The sequence below is a fragment of the Microcoleus sp. FACHB-1515 genome, assembly GCF_014696105.1.
GTDB lineage: Bacteria > Cyanobacteriota > Cyanobacteriia > Elainellales > Elainellaceae > JAAUTJ01.
Genome location: NZ_JACJPO010000058.1, coordinates 92,897 through 107,249, shown reverse-complemented (window position 1 = coordinate 107,249; position 14,353 = coordinate 92,897). Strand labels below are relative to the sequence as shown.

At 54.3% G+C, this 14,353-nt stretch carries 16 protein-coding genes; 3 read left to right on the top strand and 13 right to left on the bottom strand.

What is annotated here, in order from left to right; translation table 11 throughout:
• Nucleotides 1-109: 109 nt before the first annotated feature.
• On the bottom strand, nt 110-844 hold the full coding sequence (locus tag H6F67_RS20535; RefSeq protein WP_190768496.1) for an HAD family hydrolase: 735 nt from the start codon (nt 842-844) through the stop codon (nt 110-112).
• A gap of 88 nt (nt 845-932) precedes the next feature.
• On the opposite strand from H6F67_RS20535, the gene gloA reads away from it, so the two are divergent.
• Entirely contained in the window at nt 933-1,361 is a 429-nt protein-coding gene (gloA, locus tag H6F67_RS20530; protein ID WP_190768511.1) for a lactoylglutathione lyase, read from the top strand.
• Nucleotides 1,362-1,524: 163 nt separating this feature from the next.
• Here the strand turns inward: gloA and hpsU are convergent, their stop codons facing one another.
• From hpsU to H6F67_RS20515, 3 genes are read right to left on the bottom strand one after another with little or no spacing between them, the layout of a single operon-like run.
• Nucleotides 1,525-2,130, bottom strand: a complete 606-nt coding sequence (gene hpsU / locus H6F67_RS20525; protein WP_190768495.1) for a hormogonium polysaccharide biosynthesis acetyltransferase HpsU — start codon at nt 2,128-2,130, stop codon at nt 1,525-1,527.
• On the bottom strand, nt 2,127-3,053 hold the full coding sequence (locus tag H6F67_RS20520; RefSeq protein WP_190768494.1) for a glycosyltransferase family 2 protein: 927 nt from the start codon (nt 3,051-3,053) through the stop codon (nt 2,127-2,129). The genes hpsU and H6F67_RS20520 overlap by 4 nt, the downstream gene beginning before the upstream one ends.
• Nucleotides 3,050-3,964: a glycosyltransferase family 2 protein gene (locus H6F67_RS20515; protein WP_190768493.1), complete on the bottom strand. Its 915-nt coding sequence runs from the start codon at nt 3,962-3,964 to the stop codon at nt 3,050-3,052. Before H6F67_RS20515 ends, H6F67_RS20520 begins: the two co-directional genes overlap by 4 nt.
• Before the next feature lie 307 nt (nt 3,965-4,271).
• On the opposite strand from H6F67_RS20515, the gene H6F67_RS20510 reads away from it, so the two are divergent.
• Nucleotides 4,272-5,888, top strand: coding sequence for a serine/threonine-protein kinase (locus H6F67_RS20510; RefSeq protein ID WP_313926875.1), 1,617 nt, complete (start codon nt 4,272-4,274; stop codon nt 5,886-5,888).
• 213 nt (nt 5,889-6,101) lie between these two features.
• Here H6F67_RS20510 and H6F67_RS20505 read toward each other — a convergent pair whose 3' ends face one another.
• From H6F67_RS20505 to H6F67_RS20485, 6 genes are all read right to left on the bottom strand, one after another.
• Complete coding sequence (locus tag H6F67_RS20505) at nt 6,102-6,296, bottom strand: NblA/ycf18 family protein (protein WP_190768509.1); 195 nt, start codon at nt 6,294-6,296, stop codon at nt 6,102-6,104.
• A gap of 283 nt (nt 6,297-6,579) precedes the next feature.
• Nucleotides 6,580-7,332, bottom strand: a complete 753-nt coding sequence (locus H6F67_RS20500) for a Stp1/IreP family PP2C-type Ser/Thr phosphatase (RefSeq protein ID WP_190768492.1) — start codon at nt 7,330-7,332, stop codon at nt 6,580-6,582.
• A gap of 27 nt (nt 7,333-7,359) precedes the next feature.
• Nucleotides 7,360-9,075, bottom strand: coding sequence for an AarF/ABC1/UbiB kinase family protein (locus H6F67_RS20495; protein ID WP_190768508.1), 1,716 nt, complete (start codon nt 9,073-9,075; stop codon nt 7,360-7,362).
• A gap of 160 nt (nt 9,076-9,235) precedes the next feature.
• On the bottom strand, nt 9,236-9,565 hold the full coding sequence (locus tag H6F67_RS20490) for a DUF6825 family protein (RefSeq protein ID WP_190768491.1): 330 nt from the start codon (nt 9,563-9,565) through the stop codon (nt 9,236-9,238).
• Nucleotides 9,555-9,683, bottom strand: coding sequence for a hypothetical protein (locus tag H6F67_RS28205; protein WP_277874618.1), 129 nt, complete (start codon nt 9,681-9,683; stop codon nt 9,555-9,557). The genes H6F67_RS20490 and H6F67_RS28205 overlap by 11 nt, the downstream gene beginning before the upstream one ends.
• Entirely contained in the window at nt 9,661-11,052 is a 1,392-nt protein-coding gene (locus H6F67_RS20485) for an HlyD family type I secretion periplasmic adaptor subunit (protein WP_190768490.1), read from the bottom strand. Before H6F67_RS20485 ends, H6F67_RS28205 begins: the two co-directional genes overlap by 23 nt.
• Before the next feature lie 236 nt (nt 11,053-11,288).
• On the opposite strand from H6F67_RS20485, the gene H6F67_RS20480 reads away from it, so the two are divergent.
• Nucleotides 11,289-11,519, top strand: a complete 231-nt coding sequence (locus tag H6F67_RS20480; protein WP_190768489.1) for a hypothetical protein — start codon at nt 11,289-11,291, stop codon at nt 11,517-11,519.
• Here H6F67_RS20480 and H6F67_RS20475 read toward each other — a convergent pair.
• Genes H6F67_RS20475 through tyrS form a run of 3 tightly spaced genes read right to left on the bottom strand, consistent with a single transcriptional unit; the run spans nt 11,516 to nt 14,040 of the window.
• Nucleotides 11,516-12,094 carry a hypothetical protein gene (locus tag H6F67_RS20475; protein WP_242020735.1) on the bottom strand — a complete coding sequence of 193 codons (579 nt, stop codon included), beginning with the start codon at nt 12,092-12,094 and terminating at the stop codon, nt 11,516-11,518. The two genes, H6F67_RS20480 and H6F67_RS20475, sit on opposite strands and share 4 nt — an antisense overlap.
• On the bottom strand, nt 12,075-12,794 hold the full coding sequence (gene pyrF, locus H6F67_RS20470) for an orotidine-5'-phosphate decarboxylase (RefSeq protein ID WP_190768488.1): 720 nt from the start codon (nt 12,792-12,794) through the stop codon (nt 12,075-12,077). The genes H6F67_RS20475 and pyrF overlap by 20 nt, the downstream gene beginning before the upstream one ends.
• Nucleotides 12,795-12,798: 4 nt before the next feature.
• The gene (tyrS, locus tag H6F67_RS20465; RefSeq protein ID WP_396798604.1) at nt 12,799-14,040 is read right to left on the bottom strand and encodes a tyrosine--tRNA ligase; all 1,242 of its coding nucleotides are present in this window, start codon (nt 14,038-14,040) and stop codon (nt 12,799-12,801) included.
• Nucleotides 14,041-14,353: the final 313 nt, after the last annotated feature.

The window sequence follows — 14,353 nt, the reverse complement described above, 5'->3', positions numbered from 1 at the left end:
TTAACGGTCGAACAAACAGCGGTGGGTACATGATCAAAAGCATCTTTGGGATAAGTAATAGCTTATCGATTGGCTGCTGCTTGTGCAAAATAGGTCTCTTAAGACTGCACTAGGCAATCACTTCAATTTGATCGAACTGATCGATCACCACATCCGCGCCTGCCAACTGCTGAATCGATGTCCAGCCCCACGTCACGCCGATCGCGCCTGCCGCACCTGCCGATCGTGCCAGTTCGATATCTGCGATCGAATCACCCACCACGAGCATTTGAGCGCAAGGCACATCGATCGCTGCGCCTGCCCGTTCTAGGAATTGCGGATTGGGTTTGCCGAGATTGTCGTCTGTGCCGATCGCGGCATCCACGTCGAGGGCGTAGTGCTGCACAAATTCTTGAACGTTGGCAGTAGTGTCAGCAGAGAGAATGGCGAGTTTGAGCTTGGCCGATCGCAGCGATCGCAGCAGTTCTAGGCTGCCTGGGAATATTGGCGTTTGCGGCGCTTTGGGCTGGAGATTGCGATCGGCTTCGGCAAAGGCTTCCTGGGCGATCGACAGAGCTTCCATCCAGTCGCGTCCCGTTTCGGCAACGTAGGCAGCGGCGGCAATTTCGTTGTCTCGTCGCGATCCAACCGCCATCATGCCCGCCGGATTCAAACCGTTCTCTCTAACCCCGAACGCCATCAGCAAGGGTTCTCCAACACCGGGAATTTTGGCATCGATCAGGCGCGATCGCCGCATTCCCAGAGTCCGCAAATAAGCATGTGAATCGGCCAGCGTTCCGTCCTTGTCAAAAACAACGGCGGCAATATTAGAAAAAATGCGGTTTTGACAGCGAATGGTTGGCATGAATCGGATGCAATACTCCAGCTATCTTGTGGTACGCCTGCCGCGATCGCAAGCCACAATAAAAGAAAACTGCATGGGAGATGAATTTATGCGGCTACTACACACGATGCTGCGCGTTGGCAACCTGGAAGAATCGCTGAAGTTCTACTGCGACCTGCTGGGAATGAAACTGCTGCGGCAAAAAGATTATCCGGGCGGCAAATTTACGCTTGCCTTTGTTGGCTATGGCGAAGAATCCGACCACACGGTTTTGGAACTGACGCACAACTGGGAAACCGACCATTACGATTTGGGCGACGCTTACGGCCACATCGCGATCGGCGTGGATGATATCTACGGAACTTGCGATCGCATCAAGCAGCAGGGCGGCAATGTCGTTCGCGAACCGGGACCGATGAAGCACGGCTCCACCGTGATCGCGTTTGTTCAAGACCCGAACGGCTACAAGGTCGAACTGATTCAGCTTGGCACACAGGGAACAGCGTCGGAAACTGAGCGGCAAGTGGCAGCGCGTTAGGAATCGGGGGCGGTCTCGCCCTGGGGTGTGTTAACAGCCATTGATCCTCCCCAGCCCTCTTTAAGGAAGGAGCCGAACCACGCCTCAAAGTCCCCCTTTTCAAGGGGGATTTAGGGGGATCTCCGCCAGGGAATCAAACCACCAGAAGGTCTTCAAACACACCCTAGCCCGATCGCATCGATCGCACCTGCTGAGGACGGCAGGGATGTCCCCAGCAGACATAGCCTGCGGGCATCGAAGTCAGAACGGTACTGCGAACGCCGATCGTCGCATTGGAGCCAATTTGGACGCCGGGCGCGACAAAGCACTGGGCAGCGATCCAAACACCGTTGCCGATCGCGATCGGAGCCGTCTGCAAGCCAAAGGCGGGATCGGTGCGATCGTGGCTGCCCGTACAAAGGTAAGTTTGCTGGGAAATAACGCTGTGTGAACCGATCGAGATGGAATCGAGGCTATAGATCACCACGCCATCTCCGATCCAGCTTGCCTCCCCGATGCTCACCTTCCAGGGATACGTGACGCGGACGGTCGGACGAATGATCACGTCGCGCCCAATTTCTGCCCCGAAGCAGCGCAAAAGCCAGCAGCGTCCTCGGTTGAAGCTGTGCGGCGTCAGGGGAAACGCGATCGACTGCACCAGCCACCACAGGAAAATCAACCAGTTTGGCCGTCCGCGATCGAAGTGAGTTTGATCGTATTGCCGCAGATCCATCCAGGCGGGAGTCGTCAGGTCGATCGGGAGTCGAAAGTCGGGAGTCGGCTGATTCATCGATCGGTGCGGCGGCGACGGAGTTCATACAGCTTGACGCTGATTTGATATTCGTACTGGCTAATCAGGCGGGCGTGGATGTAGCCTGCTTTGCCGTCGAGGAAGCCCAGCATCAGAAAGTAGACGGTGAGGAAGCGGATTGTGGGGCGAAACGGGAGCCACACCCACAGCCGCCGCAAAAAGCGTTTGCGCTCTAGCGGATTGCCGAAAAAGTTCGATCGAATCGTGCCTTCGGGCGATCGCCCTTCCAAAAAGTTGAGATAAAGCTGAGCTTCCCAGTTGGAGTAGCGGTTGTGGCGATCGATCCAGTGGTAAAGATCGCGGAAATCTTCGTGCAGCATCGGCGTTTTTAACAGGCCGATTCGACTTTTGGGAATCGGGATGCCGTCGCGCTCCAGGATCACATGCTCGTGGACTTCGTTATCTCCGGTTTGCGGAGCGGCCTGCGTCTGCAAATTTTCGTAGCGACCGAGTCGATGCCGAAACAAGCGCAAATTCAGGTCGGGATATTTGCCGCCGTGCCGCAGCCAGCGACCGAGGAAAATCACTTTGCGCTTCAGGTGATAGCCGTCAAATCGATCGTCCTGAATCGCGATCGCCATTTCGTTCCACAAGTCAGGTGGAATCCGCTCGTCCGCATCGACAATCAGCACCCACTCGTAGCGAAACGGCAGCTTGTCGAGCGCCCAGTTTTTCTTTTTCGGCCAGCCGCCGCTGAACTCAAACTGCATGACGATCGCGCCTGCACCTTCGGCAATTTCAACGGTGCGATCGATGCTGTGTGAATCGACCACAAAAATTTCAGCCGCTCGTGTCAGGCTGGCAAAACATGCGGGCAGATTCATTTCCTCGTTTTTGACGGGAATCAGGACGGACAAGGGGAGGGTGTCGGGTGTCGGGCGTCGGATATCGGCTGAGTTCATTTGCCCGATCGCTGCTGCAAGCAGGCTTTGAGGTAGGCAATTTGTCCATAAGCATAAACGAGATTGTCAAAGCAGATGGCGGGCTGGTGCAGGTGGCGGATTGCTTTGACGCAGCCGCGCAACAGGCGATCGCTACCTTGTTGAAGCTGTTGGCGGCGATCGATCTGAGCAGCCTGCTCGCGATAGCAGTCGCTAATGCCCTGCCACCAGTTTCGGCTGAGAAACCAACTCGCCCGCAAGCGTTCTGGGGCAACCTGGTGAGCCACTTGCGCCTGTGGCAAATAGGCGACGCGCCCGCTGCGCTGCAACACTTGTTCAGTTGCGTACAGTTCTTCGTTCGAGAGCAAATTTTTTCCTCTCCGGCCTAGGTTCACGTCAAAGCCGCCGATCGACTCCAGCGTTGATTTGCGGATCGCGTAGTTCAAGCCTCTCGGCGTTTGACCAGGGCGATCGATCCACACGCATTCCGCTCCCAAATCATATGCGCCCAAACTTTGCATCAGGCCAGCCGACAGCCAGCGCGGGCGCGTCATGCCGTCCGGCCACAGCAGCGTGACGCGCCCGCCTGCGATCGCCAAATCGGGATGCAGGACAAACGCATCGTAGAGCATTTGCAGCCAGTGCGGACTGGCGATCGCATCGTCGTCGAGATACGCCAAAATCGGGCTGCTAGCGTGTTTGGCTGCGGTATTGCGGGCGATCGACAAGCCAAGCTGTGGTTCATACACATAGCGCAGGTGCGGATGAGGCAGGCGAGATTCCACAACGGCGCGAGTTCGATCGATCGAGGCGTTATCAACCACGATCGCTTCAAATTCGCCTGCAAAATTTTGAGTCAGCAGGCTATCGATCGCGCCACCGAGATAGCGATCGCGATTGTGCGTACAGACGATCGCAGAGATTAGCGTCATTTCCGTTGATGTCGATCGGCTTTTGATCGATGCCGCCTCGATCGACATTAACCATTGTGTCTTGACCCTTTCGTCAAATCATCCGCCCGGAACCAGAGCACACCGCTAGAATGTTCTCTAGGGTGTTTCTAGTTGCTGAAATTGAATGGCTCAGGCGCGATCGAGGCAACGCTTCTGTCTCGCTTCATTTTTGCGAGCATCGATCGAAATTGATAAAGTCACCTAGAATCTAGGTTAGGGTAAATAAATCTTTATGAAATCGTGGTGCGTCTTCTAGCAGCATTCACAGTAATTAGAAGCGCCTAGTTTGCCGCCTGATTACGACATTGGCGGGTTCGCTCCGTACACGGCATCGGCAGATATTTCGGCAATGACAACGACAAAAGATTCCTACATCGGTCACACCCTGGCAAAGCGCTATCACCTGATCAAGCTGATTGGACAAGGTTCAATGGGCAAGGTATACGGCGCAAAAGATATGCTGCTGGGCGGGGTTCCGGTTGCGGTGAAATTTTTGTCGCACGCGCTGCTGAACAAAAAAATGAAAGACCGCTTTGAGCGCGAAGCCACCACCTGCGCTCAGCTTGGACATCGCAGCCGCCACATCGTTCGCGTTTCGGACTGCGGCGTAGACGATGAAGGCATTCCGTTCTACGTGATGGAGTATCTTGACGGTCAAAGCCTCAGCGAACTGATTGCTCGCCAACCGCTGCCGCTGCCGCGCTTTCTCAGCTTGATTCGGCAAATCTGCCTGGGGCTTCAGTGTGCTCATCAAGGCATCCTGATCGACAACGAACTTTGCCCGATCATTCATCGCGACATCAAGCCCAGCAACATTGTGATTAGCCACGATGACACGCTGGGCGAACTGGCAACGATTTTGGACTTTGGCATTGCCAAACTGCTGCATGAAGATAGCGGCCAAACCAACTGCTTCATGGGCACGCTGGCCTACTCGTCGCCAGAGCAGATGGAAGGACGCGAACTCGATGCGCGATCGGACATCTACAGCTTGGGCGTGATGATGTTTCAGATGCTCACGTCCAAAATGCCGCTGATTGCTGAACCACTCAACTTCAGCGGTTGGTATCGCACGCATCGGCTGCAAATGCCGCGATCGTTTGAAGCTATCAATCCCAGCCTTAAGCTGCCGCGATCGCTGGAAAATTTAGTGATGAGCTGTCTTGCCAAATCGCCGGACGATCGCCCCCAAACGGCGGCAGAGGTGATTCGCGAACTGGAACCGCTCGAAAAGCAATATCGTCCGGGCTTGGAACTCGGCAAACGTATTGGCGATGCGCTGGCGCAAAAGCCGATCGCCCCGAAAATCGATTTGCGCCTGTCCGAAGGCGCACCAACGATCGCAACCTGGCCGCACGACAAACCGATCGCCGATATTGTGTTTCCGCAGGTACTCAGCACAAATCGAGAAACGATCGCAAGCGTTTGGGTGATGCTGCCTCGACAAGAAATCGAGCGACGCTTAATTTGTGCTCGCTACAACTGGTTTTTGTTTTCACCATCTCCGCATCCGGTCGTGCTGTGGCTGACCGTTTTGTTTAGCCGCATTGCTGAACCGCGCTGGCTATCTTGCTATCTTGACTTGCGTACCAATCAAGGGCAACACATCACACGCCTGCTTGCAGAAAGCGGTCAATACCGAGTGTTGCTGTTTTCAAAAGAAACAAAGCGCTGTACCAACGTGTTGCCTGCGACGGTTCCGCCCAGCCAATGTAAGCTGCTGATGGAGTGGGCAGCGATCGGTTTTTCTTCACCTGCAACTTCGCTCTACACCGTCAGCAAGCAGATGTTGAAAGACGAACTGGAAAAGACAAAGCCGAGTATTTTGCTAAGACTTGAATCGCTATATGCAGATTTGAACTACAACTCAAATTCAACGACATCCAGCGCGATCGTGAACTAAGTGTTTTGCATTAGCCTTGGTTGAATCGTCCAAGCGGTGACTGAAGAAGCGCTCTTTCCTTTCTAAAGTCAAACGGGCGAATCAAATAATCGAAATCTGAGGCGAGCAAATTGATTCGCGTCTTCGGAAGTTGACGCCCCAGCACCCCCAGCTTCCTTCCGCGATAGAACAAAGCAAGAGAAGGAGGTCGTCCACTGTCGAATCGAAGCGGAACTAGAACTGTGGGCCAGATTCGATTCCCCACTGGTGCTTGAGGAAGTGCTTGTACATCGTTTCGCGCAGCATCATTTGCTCGTAGAGCTTAACGAGAAACTGCTGGGCTTGCTCGTGGCTCATCCGCTCAACTTGCGTTTCAAACGATCGCAAACTGAACTGCTGCTCTAGAGTGAGTTCGACGGGCTGGTTCATCATACAGGTTAACTCCTTTAACCGGATGGTGGGCGCAGTCGGGAAAGACTGCATTGAGATTAAACTGGCGATTTGCTTGGCTTAATCCTCCCTTGATATTACAAAAGATAACAAGCAATTGACAAATCGCCCATCCCTCTTCTTGGGTACTTTGGGAATCTTACCGAAGGAGGAAAAAGAAACTGCTGTTTACGCTACCGATCGGCAGTAAGACTCAACCGCTCCCTACGGTTTATAACCAGAAGAGCGATCGCATAGAAATTTAAAGTTCTTTGCCGCGCTGCTACTGTGCAGCTAAATCGTTCCAGTCGGACGGATCGATCGAAATAATCACAACGGTGATATTGTCACGCCCGCCTTGATCTTTAGCATCGTTAACCAAGGCGATCGCCGCCTGCTCGCCCGCTGCGATCGATTTGAGTCGGGCAGCAATCGCGCTATCGGGCAGTTCTTCGGTTAGGCCGTCGCTGCACAGCAACAGGCGATCGCTCGGCTGAAGCTCGATCGCCTGCACGTCAATTTGCCGCACATCCTCACGCCCCAGGCAGCGAGATAAAATATGCCGCCAAGGATGCATCCGCGCCTGCTCCGGTGAAATCTCGCCTAGCTTCGTCGCTCGTGCCACCCAAGTATGGTCTTCGGTGATTTGCTCTAGCTGATTTTGACGCAGACGGTAGAGACGCGAGTCGCCGATGTGAGCACACCAAGGCTGATCATCACGAAACATCAAAACCACTGCTGTTGTCCCCATGTCCGATCGCTCCGGGTGCATGGCTTGGTCTTGCAGAATGGCTTGATTCGCTTCGAGCAGTGCGGTTTCGAGCAGCGTTTTGGAATGCTCGGTTGAGTCCCAATGTTCTTCTAGATAAGCTTGAATCGCGTCAGTGGCAATCCGACTAGCTTCTTGCCCACCTGCATGTCCGCCCATGCCGTCTGCTACCACAAAGAACCGCCCGCGATCGTCGATGTGATAGGCGTCTTGGTTAACAGTGCGAAGCAACCCCGGATCAGTCAGACCCGCGAAGGAGCATTTCATAAGGCACAGATGACACAGGCAGAAACGTTAAAACATGCGTTCATAGCGATCGAGACGAATCAGCAGACGAATTAGCGCAATTCCAGCAAGGGCAGCCGCCGTTGCCGCCGCCGCCGCCAGCCAAACATATTGGTGAATGAAGAGCAGCGTAGCGGATAGGGTAAACGCTCCGGTCAAGATTGCGTAGTTAGTCCCTATATTAACGTTACTCAGCCGACGCAAGGCGCGATCGGTTTCGGTGGAGCGCGTGCGGATGCGAATATCGCCGCGCTCTAGCTTATCGATCGTATCTTCGATCCGGCGCGGTAGGCCGAAGGCCGTGCTGCCTACCTGCGCTGCTTGCCGACCGAGTTCGCTCAAGATGCCGCTTTCTGGAGAATGCCCGTTACTGCTCATAATTTGGGTAGCAAAAGGTCTGGCGACCTCCATGAAGTTGAAATCAGGATCAAGTCCTTTGCCGACACCTTCTAGCGTCGAAAAAGCTCGCATCACAAAGGTAAACGTAGCGGGAAACCGAAACGGCTGGTCATACGCGACTTCATACAGATCGTCGCTAATCGCCGCGACCGATTGATTCTCAAACGGCTGATCCATGAAGTGATCGAGCATGTACTGAATCGATCGCCGCACAGGTCCCATATCGTCTTGCGGAGCAAGTGCGCCCAGCGCGACCAGCGATTCCATCACGCGATCGCCGTCTTTTTGCGCGATGCCAAAGAACGTATCGAGCAGCTTTTCGCGCGTAATCGGCTGGATCTGTCCCATCATGCCGAAATCGTAAAAAATCAAGGCTCCATCCGGGCTGGCGGCAATGTTGCCCGGATGCGGGTCGGCGTGGAAAAATCCATCATTGAGCAACTGTCGCAGATAAGCTCTTGCACCAAGCTGGGCAAGATTCTTGCGATCGAGTCCGGCAGCTTCGATCGCATCGTACTGACTGATTTTGATTCCGGGCAGATATTCCAGCGTCAAAACTCGGGGTGAGGCATAGCGCCAATAGACGCGCGGCACTTTTACCCACGATTCGCCTCGGAAGTTGCGGCGGAAGGTGTCGGCGTTGCGGCCTTCATTGAGGTAGTCGATTTCTTCCCACAAAATCCGGCAGCATTCCTCGTAGATTCCAATCCAGTCGCGGCCTCGTCCCCATTCCGGATGCCGCTGAAAGTATCCGGCGATGCCTCGGAGAATTGCCAGGTCAATTTCAAACAGCTTTCGCAGTCCGGGTCGCTGCACTTTGACAACGACTTCTTCGCCGGAAAACAGTTGAGCGCGATGGACTTGGCCTAAGCTAGCCGCAGCCAATGGAATTGGGTCAAAGCTGCGGAACAAATCAGGAATCGGCTTGCCCAAGTCTTGCTCAACGATCGCCTCGACCTGTGCGTAGCTAAAAGCCGGAACTTTGTCTTGCAGCTTCGAGAGTTCTTCGACGTATTCGCTGGGGAAGAGATCGGCACGAGTGGAAAAAAGCTGCCCGACCTTGATGAAGGTTGGCCCCAAGTCCAGCAGCGTTTCGCGAATCCAAACGGCCAAGCGGCGACGACGCAGCGCTTTTTTCTCTTCGCTGATGCCGCCTTTATAGCTCCAAGACTTGTTATATGCCCAGCGTTCTGCAAGCAGCTTGAGCATGAATGACCAGATGTCGATGAAGCGGCCTTGACGCGAATAGCGATCGCGGCTCCAGCGATATGCCTTTGCAGGCGGCGGACGGCGAACTACCAGCTCGTCCTCGTGCTGCGCTTGCATTGCCGCCAAGGTTTCTGAGTGAATTTGCGGGGTCGGCTCCGGCAAATCGAAAGGCGCGGAGCGGAGCGGCTTCGCGTCGGGCGGCATCAGGTGAGAGTCGTCAGGAAAAGGCACTCAGAAACTTCCAGGGACAGTGGGCTAAGAACTCTAGGCTAGGAACTTAAAGCGAAGCGCTGCGGTGACGCTGAATTTCCACACGCAAGGTGGCAATTTCGGCGCGAAGATCGTCGATCGTCGCCTGCACGTCTTCGCTGCCCTCTGTTGCTACAACGGTTGTCGCAGTGCGTCCGTGCATTGCCAGTTCTTCTTCTTGTCGGGCGCGTTCCAAGACTTGCTCGGTGAACTGCCGCAGTCGTTCGCGCTGTTCTGCGTCAAACTTGCCCAGTTCACTCAGGGCATCAGTGACGGCAATTTCAACTTGTTCGCCTAGCGCTTCAGCAAACGCTCTGCCAACAAAAAACGCATGAATCAGAGGATTGCTATTGCTCATAAAGAAAGATTGCGATCGCTTCCGCCCAAATTATAGCCTGCTCGCCCTCCATCGCGCCGTCTGCCGCAGGAGAGTTTCCTGCAACGCCCAGGTGATTACCGCACCGAGAAGGCTTCATCAAAGCGACGAGTGATCGGCTCGACCAAGAAAGTGAGCACGGATTTTTGGCGCGTCACGATCTCGGCAGTCGCAGCCATACCCGGAACCAGATCAACTTCCTGACCGCGCACTCGCATCGAGGTGCGATCGAGCTTCACCTGCGCCGTATAGACCAAACCGAGATTTTGATCCATTGTGGCGTTGGGACTAATTTGCTCGACTGTGCCTTGAATTGTGCCGAATTCCTGAAACGGAAAAGTTGCCAGCTTGACTTTGGCAGGCATTCCCTCGCTGATAAAGCCGATGTCACGGTTGAGCACTTTTACTTCCAGCAGCAGCGTTTGGTCTTGCGGCACAATCGACAACAGTTCTTCTCCCGGTTCGATCGTTCCTTCGCTCAAATTCGCTTCCAGATTGTAGACACGACCGGAAACCGGAGCGCGAATGATCGATCGATCCTGCTGCGTCGTCGTTTGGGCGATTTGGCCTTCCAAATTCGTCAGTTCCTCGCGCCGCTGGTTCAACTGCGTCAAAATTTCGCTTTGCCGCTGAGCGGAAAGGCCATTCGCTGTTTCTAACGCAGCCTGATAGGATTGCTCTGCCTGACGAATTTGCTGCTGCTGAGCCGCGATCGACTGCGGCAAGGAGTTTACGGTATTTTCCGCCTCGGTCAAGCGGTCTCTGGCTTCTAGATAGTCAAAGCGAGGCACAACTCCATCCGCCACAAGAGGACGCAGGCTGCGTTCGCGCTCTTGAGCGTTGGCAAGCTGCGATCGCGCATTGGTGAGATTTTCTTGAAGCCGAGCGAGTTCCGCACGGGCTGCACCGATCGCGGCCTGCTGGCGGTTCGCTTCGGCAATCGCAGCCGCGCGGCGCGTATCAAAATCTTGCAGGCGGGCAGCAAGAAGCTGATCTTGAGTGGAAGTGCCTGCCGTGCTGCGTCCGGTACGTTCTGCCTCTAAGCGAGCAATATCCTGGCGGATCAGCTTGGCCGATTCTTGCAGACGAGCGATCGCCGTTTCAGTTTGCGTCGGGTCTTGCACGATCAGCACATCGCCCTGCTTCACTTCGTCTCCTTCCTTGACCCGCACCTCGCGCAAAACGCCGCCATCCAAAGCGCGAACCGGACGAATTTGCGCCGAGGGAATCAGTTCGCCGTTGGTCGTTGCCACTTCATCAACTTTGCTAAAGTGCGCCCAAGCGATCGAGCCAAACACAAGCAAAGACAAGCTTCCGGCCAATAAGCGCGTGTAGAGCGGCGGCAGTTCGCGGACAGCTTTTCCCAGTTCATACGACAAATAATCTTCGGGATTGGCGAACTGCTGGCGAGTTTGACGAGCTTGGGCAGCTTGTGTGGCAGGGGCAGGACGGGGAGAATCGATCGTCATGATTGGGGCAAGTACTGAGAAAACGGACAAGCTTTTGTGATTAAGCGTTCCCGATCGCAACCGACTTTGCAAAAGATTTTTTGCAATTTATTACTTTTTTTCAATTATTTCGGTTTTAGACGAGGAAAAACGGTTTCTTCATTCTACTGAGGGAGGCAGTTTCAAAGTGAACCAATCACACTTCTAGAACCCAGTTGAAATACTGCTGTTAATACAAACTGGTTGGGAGAACGGCCATGAACGTTGATTTTAATCATTTGTTTGAACGATCGCTTGACCCGCTGATTGTCGATTCGCCACAAGCGCAACTGACTCCCAGCGAAACAAATCCTTCAAGCGCGAATGCACCCGTTGATCTTAGCGAAGATTCCGCTGTGAACTCGGACGATCGCTTTAGCCGCGCAGGTCGCTATTATGACCGCAACGATCATCAGCGATTTGGCTACAGTTCAGGAGATGAAAGCTAAGGTGCGATCGAGCGATGGCGGCAGTCGCGCAGCCACAAGCGGATGGCCTGGGCGATCGCGCCGTCGCTCGTATCTTGGGGCGGTGTAGGTGGCTGGTCAGCAGGCAGATTGCCCAGTTGCGATCGCATTGTCACCAGCCACCAGCCATCGGATTCCTGCGCCAGAAAAATCCAGTGATAGTGCTGAAGATTGATCGCTTGATCATCAACATATTGCCGCTCCAAGGTGGTGAAAAAAAGCTGCTGCGGCTCGGCTGTTGTGGTCGGCAAGTATTCACCTGGCCCCCGCGAAAGCGGCTCAAATTCAGGCCGACCCGCGACTAAAACATATCCAGGTCGAGTCGCTGGAGTATCAAAATTTGTGAACGATCGCTGCGTCACCCGATTCGCATAGCTGGGCAAATCTCGCAGCAGCAAAGTTGTTAAAGCGGACAAATCCGTTGGGCAATCGATCGACGGGCGAATCGGGCGTTCCACCTCCGCCAGAACCGGAAGCGGCAGCAGACCCAACCCAAAACCGATAGCAGCCAGCCAGCCATACAAGCGACACATCAAACTAACCTGCGGCAATTTCATCACAAATGCGATCGAAGGCGGCGGCTGGATCAGGTGCAGTTGTAATAGGACGACCAATCACCAGATGATTTGCGCCCGCTTTCATCGCTTGAGCAGGCGTTAGCGATCGCTTTTGGTCGCCTGCTTCTGCCCAAGTGGGACGCACACCCGGACAAACGAGCAAAAAGGAATCACCACAAATCGATCGCAGTTGCTCTACTTCTTGCGGAGAGCAAACCGCTCCGGCCAATCCGCTATCTTGCGCCAGCAGCGCCATTTGCAGCGCGTATTCCGGTAGCTCCAGCGGAATCTTCAGGTCGAAAGCCAAAACTCGTGCAGATAAACTTGTTAAGACTGTAATGGCAATTAGCTTTGGTGGGGGTTGATTTGCGGCCTGTGCTCCTGCTTCTGCGGCGGTTTGTGCCGCTTTAAGGGCATCTTTGCCAGCAGTGGCGTGGACAGTGAGCAAATCGACGCCATAGCTGCCTGCGGCGCGACAAGCTCCTGCCATTGTGTTTGGAATGTCGTGTAGCTTCAGATCAAGAAAAACCTGCTTTTGACGAGCTTTCAGCGTTTCGAGGATGCTGGGACCGCTGCTGACAAACAGTTCCAGGCCGACTTTCCAAAAGCCAACTTGCGGCAGGCGATCGATCCAGGCGATCGCTTCCTCCTCGCTCGACACGTCCAGCGGCACAATAATTTTCTCAGCAGGATTTGACATGGATTTAGGCAACGAGGCGGACGAATTTATTTTTACCGACCTGGAGCACTTTGCCGATTAGCTCCGCAGGCTGATCAAAGCTGAGATCGACTGCTTGGATGCGATCGCCATCAAGCCGCACCGCACCGCCTTGAATCTGCCGCCGTCCCTCGCCGCCGCTTTTGCATAAACCGCTTGCACCCAAGATGTAAAACAGTTTGGCGGGAAACTGAATGTTTGAGAGAGAGAATTCTGGGACAGATTGCGCTTGAGTTGCGTCGCCCTGCACGATCGACAGGGCAGCATTTTGGGCAGCTTGGGCAGCTTCCTCGCCGTGATACTGTCGGACAACATCGAGCGCGAGCAGCTTTTGGCGATCGCGGGGGGCATCTGGCAGCGAGTCAAGCGGCAGGTTGGTCAGCAGTTCCACGTAGTCGTTCAAGAGGCGATCGGGCGTTTTCTCCAGCTTGGAGTACATCGTCAGCGGGTCTTCGGCCAGTCCAACGTAGTTGTTGAGCGATTTGGACATTTTTTGGACGCCATCGGTTCCCAGCAAAATCGGCATCAGCAAGCCGAACTGCGGACGCTGCCCAAAGTGCCGCTGCAAATCGCGTCCGACCGCAAGGTTAAACTTCTGGTCAGTTCCCCCCAGCTCGACATCGGCTTGTAGAGCAACCGAATCGTAGCCCTGCATCAGCGGATAGAGAAATTCATGCAGGAAGATCGGTGTTTCCTTTTGGTAGCGTTCCGAGAAGCCTTCTTTTGCCAGCATTTGCCCGACGGTCATCGTGGCCAGCAGGTCAATAATTTCGCTCAGATTAAGCTTGGAGAGCCATTCAGAGTTGTAGCGAATCTCTAGGCGATCGGGCGTGTCAAAATCGAGAATCGGTCGCACTTGCTCTAAAAACGTTTTGGCGTTTTGGGCAACTTCTTCAGCGCTAAGCTGACGGCGCACCTGCGATTTTCCAGTTGGGTCGCCAATGCGAGCGGTAAAATCGCCAATGAGCAAAATTGCCGTGTGTCCCGCGTCCTGAAACTGCCGAAGCTTGCGGAATACAATACTGTGGCCGAGGTGCAGTTCGGCTCCGGTCGGGTCAACGCCGAGCTTGATTCGCAGCGGGCGATCGCTCTGTTGCAACCGCGCCACCAAATTCTCATCGGGGTTTGTGGACTGTGGCTGATTGGGAAAAATCTCGACCGTGCCGCGATCGAGCCAGTCGGGGCGATCGAGTGTTATCGAAGTAGAAATCGTTACGCTCACAGGAATTTACAAAAGCAGGTAGGAGGAAAGCAAAGCTGGAAAGACTAAAATTTTGCAGCGCATTTACAAGCAGCGTATCTATAATTGCAAACTTCTGTGCGACTGAAGTAGTTTCGGCTATAGTGCAAGGCAAGCGTTTGTCAAAAATTTAAGTCGGGTGGCGATCGAAATTCTCCAATTTGGTGGTGAAATGATACTCTGTCTATCTTGAACAGCCGTTTAATCTTGAACGCCCTGCTGCTATGCGCCTCAACCCGCCTTGCCTTTTGTAAATTCCTTTCGCAAAGTAACTGCTGTGGCCTCCAACACTGCCCGCTCC